Genomic DNA, 14559 nt, shown 5'->3' with positions numbered 1-14559 from the left:
GGGCATTACGCGCTATCTCAAGCGCTCGCTCCCTTGGGGTAAAGAAAGGGCACAGCTACCGGGCTGTGCCCTTTTTCATGGTTGTGCGCCCGGCATGGGCGATACCTTCTTGGCTTTTTTTGAACGATCGGTCGTTAAAATATTGACAATGCATTAGAATCCTCCTTATAATGGCCTTAATTCAATTGAAGGGAGCTGAAAGATCATCAAGAAAAGAGAGATTACATCTAGTCATATCATCCAAGCAGCATATGAACTCTTTGCAGAGTGCGGGATAGAGAAAACGAGTTTGGGGATGATTTCAAAAAGAGTAGGAATAACTAAATCTTCCATATATTACCATTTTTCTACAAAAGAAGAGTTGATTGCCCGAACATTCGATTATATTTTTAGAGATCATTATTTCGCTGTTTACTTTGATACGGAATCTGTTACTGAAGACAATTATGTAGAAACACTAATAAGAGGCGGATTAAAAATGCTGCCTAGTGATGATAAGGAGCATCGTTCAACATTGAGAGTACTAAGTGAGTTTACGATGCTTGCCGAGCGTGATGAGCAATTTAGAGCCCCTTTGTTGAAAGTTCAACAAGACTTTACTAACGGCTTTTTTGATTTATTGTCAAAAGGTGCTGAATGGGGTCTTGTTGGGCCTGAAAAAATCGAAGTTAGCTCTAAAATTCTTGCCCTGCTTATAGATAACTTATCCAGATGTAAGATGATGAAGATGGATTTGGATTATCAGATCATTTGGGAAGAGACCGTTAATAGAATTATTACTCGAGAAAGAACATAGTCGCTTATTAGGAGAGATAAATTTGAAACATATTATTATTACTGGTACATCAAGAGGAATCGGTGAAGCTTTGGCTAATCAGTTACTCGATAAGAACCACCACCTTATATGCATCTCTAGAACTACTAACCAACAGATTATCGACCAAGCTCAGATGAGGAACTGCAGGATTGATTATTTTAATTATGATTTAACAAACATTGGCGGTATTGATCAGCTTTTCATAGACATCTTCCGTCATCTTGAGGTTTGTTCCAATGATGAAGCGATCTATCTTATCAATATGCCGCCATGTTGACTCCTGTGAGCCCAATTGAACAGATAGAAACTGAAGAAATAATCGAGAATATCCATTTAAATTTATTGGCACCGATGATCATAACGTCAAATTATTTAAAACATACGAAGAATTTGAATGTGGATAAAAGAATTCTAAATATATCCTCAGCATCTGCAAAATATTTAATACCCTCACAAAGCTGTTACAGTACTGCGAAAGCCGGTCTTGACTCTTTTACAAAGAGTATTGAGATTGAACAAAAGCTTGTTGTACACCCTGCAAAAGTAGTCGCTGTGTATCCAGGCATGATCGATACAAAGTTACAAGCGGATATTCGATCAGTAAGTGAGAACCTTTTTCCTTATGTTAATGAATTCGTTCGACTTTCTGAGGAAGGGAGACTGCAAACGCCTGAATACACGGCGCTTAAATTAATTGAGATTCTATTAAGTGAAGATTTTGGCAAGGCCGTTGTCTTAGAGACTATTGATTAAAGTGATGGAATTGCAAACGGTTGACTTTGACGTGATGTAAGGCCTTATTATTTCTCTAAATAAGCATGGAGGAGAGATCAATAAGAAATGGCAAATTCAATTAAGTTTGTAGCGATGGAAGAACAGGATGTTGAAGAACTTGTCCCAATTATGAAAAGAGCCTTTGATGAAGATACTCGGATTCATTTAGGGAAAGAAGCAGGAGGACCACCAGGATATGATGACGGAAGCTTTCTCAGAAAATGGGGATTTCACCCTGGGTGTACTTCATTCAAAATCTATTACGATGAGGCATTAATAGGCGGGGTTATTCTTTGGATTCATTCCCGCAACGAGAACTATTTGGGAACGATTTTCCTTGATGCTGATGTAGAAAATAAGGGGATTGGAACAAAGGTATGGAAACAGATAGAGGACATGTATCCCGACACCATAACATGGAATACGGAAACTCCTATCTTTAGCAGAAGGAATCATCATTTTTACATCAATAAGTGCGGGTTTCATTGTATTGAAATTAAAAATCCGAAGAACCCGGAGGAAGGATGCTTTGTGTTGAAAAAAGAGATGAAGCCTCAGGTTGCGAAGCAGATATGAGTGGTGAATCTTGCCTCTAGCTTGCTAAGGGGAGGGGCATCGGGTGCAAAGTTTACGGCCCGCCTTTAGACTCGGGTTATTACCCTAAGACAAGTTCAATCAGAACCTGACTCTAACAGCGGGTGAAACCCGATACCCCTCTCTTAAGAAAATTCTGGCGCCATGATACTATGCTCCATGCTATAATCAGATCATATAGTGTCAGATTTGGTCAAGGAGTGGGGATAACGTTGCTGCCTAAAATAAATGATTTGGTCTATATCCAGGTTGCCTCGCCGAACAAAAAGGAGGAAAAGAAGGAGTGCAAATCCCGGATTGCCGACATCGAGGATGAGTACTATTTGATAGAAATGCCGATTGAGGTCGGTACGGGTCGGATCAAGCGCTTATTTGTCGGCGATGAGCTGTCCATCTACTTTTTGACGGATGAAGGCGTGAAAAATTACTTTAATACATATGTGATCGGCTTCGCCGAGGATGTAATTCATCTGATCCGGATTCGCAAACCCAGCGAGGAGTCCATCACCAAGGTTCAACGGCGCAACTTTTTGCGGGTTGTAGCCGAGCTTGAGCTGGCTGTCAAGCTGAAGGATAATACGAGATTTGTCGCATACACGGACGATGTTGGCGGGGGCGGAGTATCATTTCTATGCGACTCAACCTATAAGCTGAATGAAGGGGATCAAATGTACTGCTGGCTCCTGCTTCCTTATAAAAATGGCTCGATTGAGCATGCTCCGTTTGAGGCGGAGATTGTGAGAACCAAGAAACTGGAGAATGGTCGTACCCGAGTTATGCTGAAGCTCATCACGATCTCGGATATGGAGCGGCAGAAGATTATCCGTTATTGTTTCGAGCGGCAATTTGATTTTCGCAACCGGTAAGACTTCCGATATGATTTGATCTGGATGCCCCTGGATAAGCTAGGATTAATGACTTCATCTTGGAGACAAGGGGTGCGCCAAATGCATAGCAAGAAGAAAGCAGACGCTTATACGGAGTTGTTCCTGACATTCTCGGACCGGGTGGAGCTGTGGATCAAGAGAGGGATTATCGTGCTTGTCGCGTTGCTGTTGTTGAGTCAGGTTGCGCTCTCGGTACCCGCATTGAGGCATGTGCTGGCATCCGCAGACCGTCACGAAGGAGTTCCGATTCAACGCATCGGAGCGCACTGAAATTGCACGAATTTATGACATCTGCTTTTGCATACCGGGTTTTAATGTGGTATAATTTTCACGTCGCAGGCAAAGCCTGCTTTTTTATTGAGACCGTCTTGAAGGAGGATTTACCCTTTGGCTAGTACAACGTCGACATCTACAGATAGAATCAACATTGCAATTGACGGGCCTGCGGGAGCAGGTAAAAGTACGATCGCCCGGAGGGTGGCGGAAAGACTGTCTTATGTATATGTAGATACTGGAGCCATGTACCGCGCAGCTACCTGGTATTTCGGGCAACGCGGAATCGAACCGGAAGATGAAGAGAAGCTGCTTCAAATGCTGCCGGATCTGGTTATTGAATTAATACCCGAGCCAGATGGACAACGAGTAGTGATTAACGGACAAGATGCTACAGACGAGATCAGATCCATCAAAGTCAACGCCAAAGTATCAAGATATGCGCAGGTCGAGGGGCTTAGGAGCAGATTGGTAGCGCTCCAGAGGCAAATGGCTTTGCGTAAAGGCGTTGTCATGGACGGACGCGATATCGGAACAACGGTGCTGCCGGATGCGGAGGTTAAAGTATTTATGACCGCATCTGTAGAGGAGCGGGCAAGGCGGCGCTTCAATGAAATGAAAGAGCAGGACCAGATCACTATGGAGCAACTGATTCAAGATATGGCAAGACGTGATCGTCTAGATCAGGAACGGGAGATATCTCCGTTGCGTCAGGCTGAAGATGCGGTATTATTGGATACTACCAATCTGAACCTTGAAGAAGTTGTCAACGTCATCATATCGATGTGCAGATCTTTTGTGAGAGTGAGAGAATAGGATGATTTACAACATTTGCCGGGCTCTGCTCCGTGGAATTTACAAGATTTTGTTCCGACTGGAAGCCAAGGGTCTGGAGAATATTCCTTCTTCGGGAGGAGTGCTGTTATGCTCCAACCATATTAGCTTGCTGGATCCTCCGACGATCGGTATCTTGCTGGATCGGAAGGTGCACTTTATGGCTAAGAAGGAACTGTTCGACATCGTTGGTTTCGGTTGGCTCATTCGTCAATTGGGAGCTTTTCCGGTTAAGCGCGGCGGAGTCAGCAAGGAATCCATCAAGACCTCCTTGCTGCTTTTGCGGGAAGGCCACGTGATGGGGATCTTCCCGGAAGGTTCTAGACAGAAGGGCGATGATGGAGGAGAGGGCAAGAAAGGCGCCGCAACCTTCGCGCTCCGCAGTGATGCGACGGTCATTCCGGTGGCAATAATCGGCCAATATAAATTGTTCCGCAAAACCAGAGTTGTCTACGGTGCGCCGGTAGATTTGGAAGCTTTCAAAGAACTGAAAGGCGCGGAGGCAGCCGAACAGGCTACCGAGAAGATTATGTCGCAAATCTCGGAGCTCAGAAAACTAGGATAATTTAACGCCTGATGCATGAAGGCATGAAAACTTGGAAAAATAGGATTAAATTGTTTTGAACTTCGCTTCTGCGGGTTTAAATAAATGGTTTTTTTGAATTGAGGAGGTAATCACATGTCGGAAGAAACGAAGAACGGATTGGAAGCTGCAGAGGCGGCAAGCCAGGCAGAATTGGAACAAATCGTATCCTTGAAAAAAGGGGACACAGTAAAAGGAACGATCGTCAAAATTGAGGATAACCAAGCTTATGTGAGCATTGGATATAAATACGACGGCGTTATTCCTATTCGTGAACTGTCCTCGGTACATTTGGACAACGCGGCTGATGTCGTACAAGTTGGCCAGGAAGTAGAAACAAAGGTTGTCAGCATTGACGACGATAAAGAGCGTCTGGTGCTGTCCAAGCGTGCGATTGACAGTGAAAATGCTTGGGAAGAATTGCTGAAGAAATTCGAATCTCAAGAAACCTTTGAGGTTACGGTTGCCGATGTGGTAAAAGGCGGCATCGTTGCCGATGTGGGCGTTCGCGGATTCATTCCGGCTTCGATGGTAGAACGTCATTTCGTTGAAGACTTCAGTGATTATAAAGGACGCACCCTTCGGGTGAAGGTGAAGGAAATTGATCAGGAGAACAATAAAGTGATCCTGTCCCAGAAGGATGTCCTCGATGAAGAGTTCGAAGCTAACAAGCTGAAGGTTATGGGCAGCTTGAAGGAAGGCGAGGTCATCGAAGGCACTGTACAACGTCTTACCCAATTCGGGGCATTTGTTGATGTGGGCGGAGTTGACGGTCTGGTGCACGTATCCGAAATCGCTTGGAGCCATGTCGATAAGCCGGCTGACGTACTGTCCGAAGGCGACAAGGTAAAAGTGAAGGTGCTTAAGGTTGATCCTGAGAAGGGCAAAATCAGCCTGAGCATTAAAGCGGCTACTCCAGGTCCTTGGGAAACTGCAGCTGAGAACTTCAAGAGCGGAGATATCGTATCCGGTGAAGTAAAGCGTCTTGTGGCATTCGGCGCATTTGTTGAAATTGCACCAGGCGTTGAAGGACTTGTTCATATCTCGCAAATTTCTCATAAACATATCGGTACTCCGCATGAAGTGCTGAAAGAGGGCCAAACGGTTCAAGTGAAGATTCTTGAAGTGAACCCTGGTGAGAAGCGCGTGAGCCTCAGCATCAAGGAAACAGAAGATGCTCCGGAACCGGCTCCTAAGAGTGAAAAGCCTGGCAAGGGAAGCAGCGTTCGCAAAGAAGACCTCGGAGACAACCCGAATGTGTCTCTTAGCAACCAAGGGTTGAGCATTACCCTGGGAGAACGCTTTGGCGACAAGCTGAGCAAATTCAAGTAATCGGGATAAAGGCAAGCATGAATCGGCGGCCCCTTGAAGCGGGTTCGCCGATTTTGCTTGTTTAGGAAGAATTGGTTACAAACGGTTAGCATATGGTTGCTTTTTTTGCTATGATGTTTTCGATGAAAAGCAATGCAGGCTTACAGCTAATGCGTTGATGAGATAGAGGAACGAAACAAGGAGGAATGCGCATGGCAAGACCAGTTGTGGCGATTGTCGGCCGGCCGAATGTGGGGAAATCCACGATATTTAACCGGATTATTGGCGACCGTCTGGCCATCGTGGAGGACAAGCCGGGAATCACGCGTGACCGGATCTATGGCACCGCGGAATGGAACGGCAAGCCTTTTAGTATCATCGATACAGGCGGTATTGAATTGGATGATGAGGAGCCGATTCTAAAGTCAATCCGCATGCAGGCGGAGCTGGCAATTGAGGAAGCGGATGTGATTGTGTTTATGTGTGATGCCAAGACGGGGGTAACGGGTTCGGACGAGGAAGTTGCCGGGCTGCTGTTCCGTTCAGGCAAACCGGTTATTGTGGCTGTCAATAAAGTCGATAATATCGGTCGGATGGATAATATTTATGAATTCTATAATCTCGGATTCGGCGAACCTATCGGGGTGTCCGGAAGCCATGGAACAGGCGTTGGTGATCTTCTGGATGCTATCGCTGATAACCTGCCGGAGCTGGAGGATGTGGAATATGAAGACGATGTAATCCGGGTTGCATTGATTGGTCGTCCGAATGTAGGAAAGTCCTCGCTTGTAAACGCCATTCTTGGCGAAGAACGCGTCATTGTAAGCGATATTGCAGGCACGACGAGAGATGCGATCGATACTCCGTTTGAGAAGGACGGTCAAAAATATGTCCTGATTGACACAGCCGGAATGAGAAAACGCGGCAAGGTATACGAGAGCACGGAGAAATATAGTGTCATGAGAGCAATGAAGGCAATTGAGCGTGCTGATGTTGTGCTTGTGCTTATTAATGGTGAGGAGGGAATCATTGAGCAGGACAAGCATATTGCCGGCTATGCCTATGAGGCTGGCAAGGCTGCGCTTTTTGTCGTTAACAAGTGGGATGTTGTCGAAAAGGACGACAAAACAATGCATCAATTCGAACAGAAGATCAGAGACCATTTCTTGTTTATGACGTATGCACCGGTTGTGTTCCTCTCTGCGAAAACGAAGCAACGGCTTCACAAGCTTTTGCCGGTCGTTCAGCATGTTGCAGATCAACATACGAAGCGGGTTCAGACGCATCTGCTTAATGATGTAGTGTCCGATGCGATTGCCATTAATCCGCCTCCGACAGACAAGGGCCGCAGACTACGGATCAATTATGTAACCCAAGTAGCGGTGAAGCCGCCTACGATGGTGGTGTTTGTGAATGATCCGGAGCTGATGCACTTCTCATATGAGCGATACCTGGAGAACAAAATCCGGGCTGCCTTTGATTTTGAAGGAACGCCAATCCGGTTGTTTACGCGCCGGAAGTCTGACGAAGGTTAGGGGAGTAGGACACAAGTGATATTACCGATCATAGCTGTAATCGCCTGTTATTTGCTCGGTTCGGTCAGCTTCAGTGTTGTGTTGGCCAAGGGACTTAAGGGAATTGATATCCGGCAACATGGCAGCGGAAATGCCGGAGCAACGAATACCTTGCGTGTGCTGGGAAAGGGTCCGGCCATTTTAGTGCTGGCACTGGATGTATTGAAGGGAATCGCAGCCGTCTGGATAGGACGCTGGCTTGGCGGAGGCTCGGAATGGGTCGCTGCAATCAGTGGTATCGCTGCGATTATTGGCCATAACTGGCCGGTCTATTTCCACTTTCGCGGCGGAAAAGGAATTGCTACGGCCATTGGCGTTTTGGCAACGCTGGTTTTTTTTCCAGCGTTTTACGCCGGAATTATCGCGATCCTATCCATCGTCTTTACGAGATTTGTTTCGCTTGGTTCCCTGATCTTTGTATTCTTAACACCGATATTTTTGCTGATTAGCGGCGAGTTCGGCGCTTATTTCTGGGCGAGTCTCGTCATCTGTCTGTTCGCCTTCTGGCGGCATCGCTCAAATATTGTGAAGATCATTCAAGGCAAAGAGAACAAACTTGGATCCAAAGGAGGAACACGCATTGTCTGAGAAGGCTGCTGTACTGGTTGCAGGCAGTTGGGGAACGGCTCTGGCCAGCGTTCTGGCCGACAAGGGCATCGATGTGAATATTTGGACACGTAATGAAGCACAGTGCCGGGAGATCAATGAGCGCCATACGAATGAGCGCTTCTTGCCGGGAGTTGTACTCCCGTCCAATCTGGTTGCTGTAACCGATATGGAGGCGGCGGTGCGGGGAGCCAGCTCTGTTGTTATAGTCGCTCCTTCGTCTGCAGCGAGAGAGGTTGCTCGTTCGTTGAAGCCTTATTGGAGCGAGAACATGCTGGTGGTCCATGCCACTAAAGGCTTCGAGACAGAAAGCTTGAAGCGTATCTCGACGGTCATCTCCGAGGAGCTTGAATGTGAAGAGGGCAGGATTGTTGTTCTCTCCGGTCCGAGCCATGCGGAAGAGGTCGTCAAGCGCTGCCCGACCACGGTTGTAGTTGCTTCATTGGATGACAAAGAGGCTGCTAAAGCCCAGGACCTGTTCATGCATTCCTATTTCCGTGTTTACACAAACCGGGATATGCTGGGGGCAGAGCTTGCCGGAGCATTCAAGAACATAATCGCACTGGGTGCCGGTATGTCTGACGGGCTTGGGTATGGGGATAATGCCAAGGCCGCGCTGTTGACCCGCGGATTGGCCGAAATTACTCGTATCGGTGTCGAGATGGGGGCCAATCCGCTTACGTTTGCCGGGCTAGCCGGAGTAGGTGACCTTGTCGTAACGGCAACAAGTAAGCACAGCCGGAACTGGAGGGCCGGATTCATGCTTGGCGAGGGGACACCGCTGGATGAGGTGCTCTCGTCGATGGGGATGGTCGTGGAAGGAATTCGTACCACCAAAGCTGCACATACGATCTCCGAGAAGTACCAGGTGCAAATGCCGATCGCGAGTCAATTGTATCACGTGTTGTTCGAGGGAATGAACCCGAAGACAGCGGTTGAAGCCTTGATGGGACGGGATCGCAAGACCGAAATGGAAATGATGTCGATCGAAACCTGGGAGCAGTGGCACAGCTGAGCTATGTAAGTTGAACTACCGATGTAGACAATCCGCAACCGCCCAGGACCTTTTTCGTGAACACCTCATAAACTGTTGGGGAGGACATGGAGGAGGCGAGAGCATGGGCAAAGTTTCCAAGGATGCGTTGAATGCAATCAATAAAAAGACAGGCAAAAATATAACCGAGGGTGCAGTTAAAAAATTGGCCGGTACGGTAAAGCCTTCCACAATGCAGAACGAGGCTGAGCTTCGCAAGCTGATCAAGCAAGTTTCATCTATGGCGAAGGTTCCTGTGACTGAGAGCACGGTCAATGAGATTGTAGCAGCGGTCAAAAAAAGCGGAATGAATCCATCCAATATGGAAGCCTTGATGAAAATGATGTTGAAGAAGTAAACAAAGTTCAGATCAAGCCTGTAATCGGCAGTCCCGCTTGGAAGCGATGGCTTCAAACGGGACTTTTTTTTGTGCTATAATATTTATCATAATCAGTTCACGCCATTAGAATTGGGAGTGTTAAGTGTATGGATCCGATGACAAAAATGTGGCTGTCCTTGGCAGCCCTGCTTGTAATGGGCTTGTCCGTATTTCTGATCACATTTGCCAGGACCAAAACGAAGGGGATTGTTCGCGGTTTGCTGTCGTTGTTTGCCTTCGTGATTATGGTTGCCGGGTTTCTGGCGGGGCTGGTGTCCATCACCTGACCAACGGGAAGAGGTTTAAATCATGAGATTCCAGCAAGATGATACATCGGCCTCGGAACTGCTGAGATCGCTTTGCCTGCTCCATAAGCGGCTTGAGCATGCGGAGGTTCCCTGGATACTGGGCGGAAGCTGCGCCTTATGGCTGCAAGGGGTTACCCTTTCTTCACTGCCTCGTGATATCGATGTGTATACTGATGATCAGCATGTTCCGCTTCTCCATGAGTTGCTGTTCAACCTGGCAACGGATGAGCCGACTCTGGATGAGAGCGGAATCTACAGCTCCAGATTAAGTCACTACCGATTGGGCGAATATGCCGTGGAATTGGTTGGAGGGTTCCGAATTCGCGCGGGCTCGTCTTCGTATTTGACCGAGGTCGAAGAGGTTCTTGCCCCTGCTGCTCGCCAGATCAAGCTAGATTTGGCTGAAGGGGAACTGCCCCTGATGCCCCTTTCTCATGAGCTGGTGTTCAATATCCTCCGCTCACGTCCTGATCGTTATCAGGCCGTTGCCGAAGCCATGGCAAGAGAGCCGAAGCAGCATGCCGCAACATTAAGAACATTAATTCGGAGCAATTCATGGAGCGAAGCCCATCTTCGTCAGCTTAAAGAGCTATTTCCCTGGGCAATGGAAGGATAAGAGGAGGCCGCATGGATGGAAGCCCAAGTAACCTTTTATCCGGCTGAAAAGCCGATTAAAGTACGGGTCGGTACAAGCTTGTTGCAGGCTGTTCATAAAGCCAGGATCGCTATGCCTACGAGATGCGGGGGGAAGGCGTCCTGTATGATGTGCAAGATCCAGGTGGAAGAGGATAGCTCTGCCGCTTTATCTCCTCCTTCTGCTGCGGAGCGGCGCAAGCTGGGAATGGCGGAGCTGGAAAAAGGGACAAGGCTTGCCTGTCAGTGCAAGGTCCTTGGAGACGTAGCGATCAGGCTCCCTGAGAATCCGCTCAAGGCTGCGATTCGCAGACAGATGGAACTGAAGGCGCAAGAGTCGGATGAACTGTGGTAAATATCATAATTATGCATAAGGAGAACTCGGTATGCATCGAAATCATTTTGCTCCATTAGTCAGAATCATGCTGGTCCCGATGGCTCTTGCTATACTGCTGTCAGGCTGTCTGTATCGGGAGGCAGTGTCGGAGAATCCTTCCGATGCCTATCGTGAGGGTGTGAACCGAATCCAGCTTGCTGTGGACCAGTACCAAAGCGATCATGAGCTCCTTCCTTTAATAACCCCTTCCGAAGAGACCCCGAAGTACGAGAAATTTCGGGTAGATCTGGTTTTGTTGCAGAAGCAAGGATATCTGGAGTCGATTCCCCGAGCCGCCTTCGAGAACGGGGGAAGCGTCTATTTTCTCATTCAAAATGAAGAGCTTGACCCTGTTATCAAGATCATGGATTTGACAACGGTTCAGTACGTTAACGATGTTGAACGGCTCGCCGCCAAATACAGGGAGCAGCAGGGAGGCGTCCTGCCGGTAAAGAAGGAAGATGGAGAATTGCCGGAAGGAATACATAGGATCGATTTGAAGGCGATGGGCGGGGAGAACTATGTGCTGAAAAGCGTGTATTCCGGCCTGGAACTGAACTATCTGATCAACGAGGAAGGCAAGGTCTATGTGGACTATGCTCCGGACTTGATGCAGATTGTTGAGCGCATGGGTATTACGCTTTCCGATGACAATGATATTCGGGAAATGCTGACGGAGCAATCTTACTTCGTTCCCGTGAAATCCTTGCCTTATTTTTGGAAGGATAATCGACCGATCCCCCAACCAGAGTAATCTAGTTAGAGGTAGTTTTTTGAACATGCGTTATTAGCTGTGAAACAAGCCGTTCCTGAGCCAGTTGGCCGGGGGCGGCTTTCTTTTTGCAAAAAACATTGCATAATGCGTATCTCCCATTCATACGCATTCAATATGGCGGAAAAATCATTGTCCTGCCTGAGGCAGGCGTGAGATCAAAAAAAGGACCGGAGATGACGGGGATTCTGTCATAAAACTTCATCTTGTACATAAGATGGTACTAGTCCAAAAGCATGTACGAGTGGCGCCGCTTCGATTGTAATCTTCCTTCATCAGGTAAAGCGGCGGCGGACGCGGGTTACGGGAGCTGCCGCTCCTGCCCAGCTGCGTATGCAAATTGTTGGTGAATAACGAAGCGGATGCTCTCAAAGCATTTTTCCTTCGGCGAAATTTGAGGAGGGGATATCAGTGGTATTGGAGAAAGTAGACATTTTTAAGGACATTGCCGAACGTACCGGAGGGGATATTTATCTGGGCGTCGTCGGGGCTGTCCGCACCGGCAAATCTACGTTTATCAAGCGGTTTATGGAAACGGTCGTACTCCCGAATATCGCAAGTGAGGCAGACCGGGTCCGGGCAGTGGATGAGCTCCCGCAAAGCGCTGCAGGAAAGACGATAATGACGACTGAGCCAAAGTTTGTGCCCAATAATGCGGTACAGATTAAGGTGGCGGAAGGACTTGAGGTAAACGTCAGGCTTGTGGATTGCGTTGGCTATGCCGTAGAAGGAGCCAAGGGGTATGAGGATGAGAACGGCCCTCGAATGATTTCTACGCCTTGGTTCGAGGAGCCGATTCCCTTCCAGGAAGCGGCCGAGATCGGAACCCGCAAGGTGATTCAGGAGCACTCCACACTGGGGGTCGTCGTAACGACGGACGGAACCATTGCCGATATCCCGAGATATTCCTATGTAGACTCGGAGGAGCGGGTGGTTGCCGAGCTTAAGGAAGTCGGCAAGCCGTTCGTACTCGTCATCAATTCGACCCGGCCAAGCAGCGAAGAAGCACAACAGCTTCGGGGAGAGCTGGCTGCCAAATATGACATTCCGGTCATCACGCTTAGCGCAGCTACAATGACTGAGGAAGATGTTACCGGCGTGCTCAGAGAAGTACTGTACGAATTCCCTGTGCATGAGGTGAATGTCAACCTCCCAAGCTGGGTGATGGTGCTGAACGAGAATCATTGGCTGCGCAGCAACTATGAGAACTCTGTCCGCGATACGGTCAAGGATATCCGCAGGCTTCGCGACGTGGATCGTGTCGTTAATAATTTTATGGAATACGACTTCATTGACCGTGCGGGACTTAGCGGTATGAATATGGGGCAGGGCGTAGCAGAGATTGACCTGTATGCCCCGGATGATCTGTATGACCAAATTTTGATGGAGGTCGTCGGAGTAGAAATCCGCGGCAAGGATCATTTGCTCCAGCTGATGCAGGATTTCAGCCATGCCAAGCGGGAATATGACCGTTTCTCCGAAGCGCTGGAGATGGTCAAGACAACCGGCTATGGAATTGCCGCCCCTTCTCTCGCGGAAATGGCTCTCGACGAGCCGGAGCTGATCCGGCAAGGCTCTCGCTTCGGTGTTCGCCTGAAGGCAACGGCACCTTCAATTCATATGATTCGTGTGGATGTGGAATCGGAATTTGCTCCGATCATCGGTACCGAGAAGCAGAGTGAAGAGCTGGTTCGCTTTCTGATGCAGGACTTTGAGAATGATCCGATCAAGATCTGGGAATCCGATATATTCGGCAGATCGCTCCACTCCATTGTAAGAGAAGGAATCCAGGGCAAGATTGCCATGATGCCGGACAATGCGCGCTACAAGCTTCAGGAGACACTTGGGCGGATTATCAATGAAGGCTCGGGCGGTTTGATCGCGATTATTTTGTAACGGTTATAGACGGGTTAACCAACAGGCCGGCTGGGTTACAGCCGGCTTTTTGATGTGCATTTCGCGCGGAATTCACCAAATCGGGACTTAATTCACTTGAAAATATTAATCCGCTGTATTACTATAAATTTGTTCCGCGCCTTGAAAACGATGGCAAATGGCGGATTTCCAGGAGAAATATGCCTATTCTGTCCGCTTCAACGTATAATTTACGGCAAAACGGAAACAAAGTATATCAGAATGAATTTCAAATTTACTAGGGAGGTGAATCCTAATGAACAAGACCGACTTGATTTCGCAAGTTGCTGAAAGCACTGAATTGTCCAAGAAAGACGCTACTAAAGCAGTAGATGCTGTTTTTGAAGCGATTGCGGGCGCACTTCAAAGCGGAGATAAAGTACAGTTGGTTGGTTTCGGTAACTTTGAAGTTCGCGAGCGTTCCGCTCGTAAAGGCCGCAACCCGCAAACCGGAGAAGAAATCGAAATTCCTGCGAGCAAAATCCCGGCATTCAAGCCTGGCAAGGCGCTCAAAGACGGAATCAAATAAGATTTCTACATATCTTCCGTGATCAAGGTCCGTGGGCACTAGTGTTCACGGGCCTTTCTTATGAATTCCAGAACGGGAAGGAGCTACATTCATGGAGCAGTCCGGACAAGGAAGCGAGCAAGGAATGGGCGGCGACTATTTTGTCGTAAAAGCCAAGGACCAGGGGGTTACCGTAATCGGTCTGACCCGCGGGAAGGACACCCGTTTTCATCATACGGAAAAACTCGACAAGGGCGAGGTGCTGATTGCCCAGTTCACCGATCACACTTCTGCGGTCAAGATCAGGGGCAAGGCTGTTGTATACACCAAGTATGGTATCGTGAATACCGAGGAATAATTGTTAAGCAGGCATAGCCTGCTTT

General features: G+C 48.0%; 20 protein-coding genes. All 20 read left to right on the top strand.

Going from position 1 to position 14559, the window contains the following annotated elements:
- Window positions 1–202 precede the first annotated feature (202 nt).
- The 20 genes from TX85_RS10315 to mtrB all read left to right on the top strand — a co-directional run bounded on the left by TX85_RS10315 (window position 203) and on the right by mtrB (window position 14534).
- Window positions 203–796 (top strand): TetR/AcrR family transcriptional regulator, encoded by a 594-nt coding sequence (locus tag TX85_RS10315; protein ID WP_316244894.1) that lies wholly within the window; start codon window positions 203–205, stop codon window positions 794–796.
- A 22-nt stretch (window positions 797–818) separates the two neighbouring features.
- Window positions 819–1094: an SDR family NAD(P)-dependent oxidoreductase gene (locus tag TX85_RS27950; protein ID WP_262362627.1), complete on the top strand. Its 276-nt coding sequence runs from the start codon at window positions 819–821 to the stop codon at window positions 1092–1094.
- Window positions 1088–1570, top strand: coding sequence for an SDR family NAD(P)-dependent oxidoreductase (locus tag TX85_RS10310; RefSeq protein ID WP_262362626.1), 483 nt, complete (start codon window positions 1088–1090; stop codon window positions 1568–1570). The genes TX85_RS27950 and TX85_RS10310 overlap by 7 nt, the downstream gene beginning before the upstream one ends.
- Before the next feature lie 87 nt (window positions 1571–1657).
- Window positions 1658–2167 (top strand): GNAT family N-acetyltransferase, encoded by a 510-nt coding sequence (locus TX85_RS10305; RefSeq protein ID WP_044479044.1) that lies wholly within the window; start codon window positions 1658–1660, stop codon window positions 2165–2167.
- 230 nt (window positions 2168–2397) lie between these two features.
- Entirely contained in the window at window positions 2398–3051 is a 654-nt protein-coding gene (locus TX85_RS10300; protein WP_187375138.1) for a flagellar brake protein, read from the top strand.
- A gap of 81 nt (window positions 3052–3132) precedes the next feature.
- Window positions 3133–3342, top strand: a complete 210-nt coding sequence (locus TX85_RS10295; protein ID WP_101781132.1) for a hypothetical protein — start codon at window positions 3133–3135, stop codon at window positions 3340–3342.
- 117 nt (window positions 3343–3459) lie between these two features.
- On the top strand, window positions 3460–4161 hold the full coding sequence (gene cmk / locus TX85_RS10290; RefSeq protein WP_044479041.1) for a (d)CMP kinase: 702 nt from the start codon (window positions 3460–3462) through the stop codon (window positions 4159–4161).
- A gap of 1 nt (window position 4162) precedes the next feature.
- On the top strand, window positions 4163–4744 hold the full coding sequence (locus TX85_RS10285; protein ID WP_044479040.1) for a lysophospholipid acyltransferase family protein: 582 nt from the start codon (window positions 4163–4165) through the stop codon (window positions 4742–4744).
- Between the two features lie 114 nt (window positions 4745–4858).
- Entirely contained in the window at window positions 4859–6094 is a 1236-nt protein-coding gene (gene rpsA, locus TX85_RS10280; protein WP_044479039.1) for a 30S ribosomal protein S1, read from the top strand.
- Window positions 6095–6285: 191 nt separating this feature from the next.
- Entirely contained in the window at window positions 6286–7608 is a 1323-nt protein-coding gene (der, locus tag TX85_RS10275; protein ID WP_044479038.1) for a ribosome biogenesis GTPase Der, read from the top strand.
- Window positions 7609–7623: 15 nt separating this feature from the next.
- The gene (plsY, locus tag TX85_RS10270) at window positions 7624–8235 is read left to right on the top strand and encodes a glycerol-3-phosphate 1-O-acyltransferase PlsY (protein ID WP_044479037.1); all 612 of its coding nucleotides are present in this window, start codon (window positions 7624–7626) and stop codon (window positions 8233–8235) included.
- Window positions 8228–9268, top strand: coding sequence for an NAD(P)H-dependent glycerol-3-phosphate dehydrogenase (locus TX85_RS10265; protein WP_044479036.1), 1041 nt, complete (start codon window positions 8228–8230; stop codon window positions 9266–9268). Before plsY ends, TX85_RS10265 begins: the two co-directional genes overlap by 8 nt.
- 103 nt (window positions 9269–9371) lie before the next feature.
- Window positions 9372–9644 carry a stage VI sporulation protein F gene (locus tag TX85_RS10260; protein ID WP_044479035.1) on the top strand — a complete coding sequence of 91 codons (273 nt, stop codon included), beginning with the start codon at window positions 9372–9374 and terminating at the stop codon, window positions 9642–9644.
- A 128-nt stretch (window positions 9645–9772) separates the two neighbouring features.
- Entirely contained in the window at window positions 9773–9952 is a 180-nt protein-coding gene (locus TX85_RS10255) for a DUF2768 family protein (protein ID WP_044479034.1), read from the top strand.
- Between the two features lie 22 nt (window positions 9953–9974).
- On the top strand, window positions 9975–10589 hold the full coding sequence (locus TX85_RS10250; RefSeq protein WP_049894898.1) for a nucleotidyltransferase family protein: 615 nt from the start codon (window positions 9975–9977) through the stop codon (window positions 10587–10589).
- Between the two features lie 15 nt (window positions 10590–10604).
- Window positions 10605–10961, top strand: coding sequence for a 2Fe-2S iron-sulfur cluster-binding protein (locus TX85_RS10245; RefSeq protein WP_044479033.1), 357 nt, complete (start codon window positions 10605–10607; stop codon window positions 10959–10961).
- Window positions 10962–10992: 31 nt separating this feature from the next.
- Window positions 10993–11736, top strand: a complete 744-nt coding sequence (locus TX85_RS10240; protein WP_044479032.1) for a DUF3939 domain-containing protein — start codon at window positions 10993–10995, stop codon at window positions 11734–11736.
- 435 nt (window positions 11737–12171) lie between these two features.
- Complete coding sequence (gene spoIVA / locus TX85_RS10235) at window positions 12172–13650, top strand: stage IV sporulation protein A (protein ID WP_044479970.1); 1479 nt, start codon at window positions 12172–12174, stop codon at window positions 13648–13650.
- A gap of 274 nt (window positions 13651–13924) precedes the next feature.
- A complete protein-coding gene (locus TX85_RS10230) occupies window positions 13925–14197 on the top strand; it encodes an HU family DNA-binding protein (RefSeq protein ID WP_044479031.1) in 273 nt (90 codons plus the stop codon).
- 91 nt (window positions 14198–14288) lie between these two features.
- Entirely contained in the window at window positions 14289–14534 is a 246-nt protein-coding gene (gene mtrB, locus TX85_RS10225) for a trp RNA-binding attenuation protein MtrB (protein WP_044479030.1), read from the top strand.
- Window positions 14535–14559 lie beyond the last annotated feature (25 nt).

The organism is Paenibacillus antibioticophila, from assembly GCF_000455265.1.
Lineage (GTDB): Bacteria > Bacillota > Bacilli > Paenibacillales > Paenibacillaceae > Fontibacillus > Fontibacillus antibioticophila.
The sequence above is the reverse complement of the archived record's forward strand: the minus strand, read 5'-3'. Positions and strand labels throughout refer to the sequence as shown.

Coding starts and splice junctions, on each gene's coding strand:
- TX85_RS10310 (WP_262362626.1), top strand. CDS start 1,088: ATGTTGACTCCTGTGAGCCCAATTGAACAGATAGAAACTGAAGAAATA.
- TX85_RS10305 (WP_044479044.1), top strand. CDS start 1,658: ATGGCAAATTCAATTAAGTTTGTAGCGATGGAAGAACAGGATGTTGAA.
- TX85_RS10295 (WP_101781132.1), top strand. CDS start 3,133: ATGCATAGCAAGAAGAAAGCAGACGCTTATACGGAGTTGTTCCTGACA.
- TX85_RS10285 (WP_044479040.1), top strand. CDS start 4,163: ATGATTTACAACATTTGCCGGGCTCTGCTCCGTGGAATTTACAAGATT.
- rpsA (WP_044479039.1), top strand. CDS start 4,859: ATGTCGGAAGAAACGAAGAACGGATTGGAAGCTGCAGAGGCGGCAAGC.
- der (WP_044479038.1), top strand. CDS start 6,286: ATGGCAAGACCAGTTGTGGCGATTGTCGGCCGGCCGAATGTGGGGAAA.
- TX85_RS10260 (WP_044479035.1), top strand. CDS start 9,372: ATGGGCAAAGTTTCCAAGGATGCGTTGAATGCAATCAATAAAAAGACA.
- TX85_RS10255 (WP_044479034.1), top strand. CDS start 9,773: ATGGATCCGATGACAAAAATGTGGCTGTCCTTGGCAGCCCTGCTTGTA.
- TX85_RS10250 (WP_049894898.1), top strand. CDS start 9,975: ATGAGATTCCAGCAAGATGATACATCGGCCTCGGAACTGCTGAGATCG.
- TX85_RS10245 (WP_044479033.1), top strand. CDS start 10,605: ATGGAAGCCCAAGTAACCTTTTATCCGGCTGAAAAGCCGATTAAAGTA.
- TX85_RS10240 (WP_044479032.1), top strand. CDS start 10,993: ATGCATCGAAATCATTTTGCTCCATTAGTCAGAATCATGCTGGTCCCG.
- TX85_RS10230 (WP_044479031.1), top strand. CDS start 13,925: ATGAACAAGACCGACTTGATTTCGCAAGTTGCTGAAAGCACTGAATTG.
- mtrB (WP_044479030.1), top strand. CDS start 14,289: ATGGAGCAGTCCGGACAAGGAAGCGAGCAAGGAATGGGCGGCGACTAT.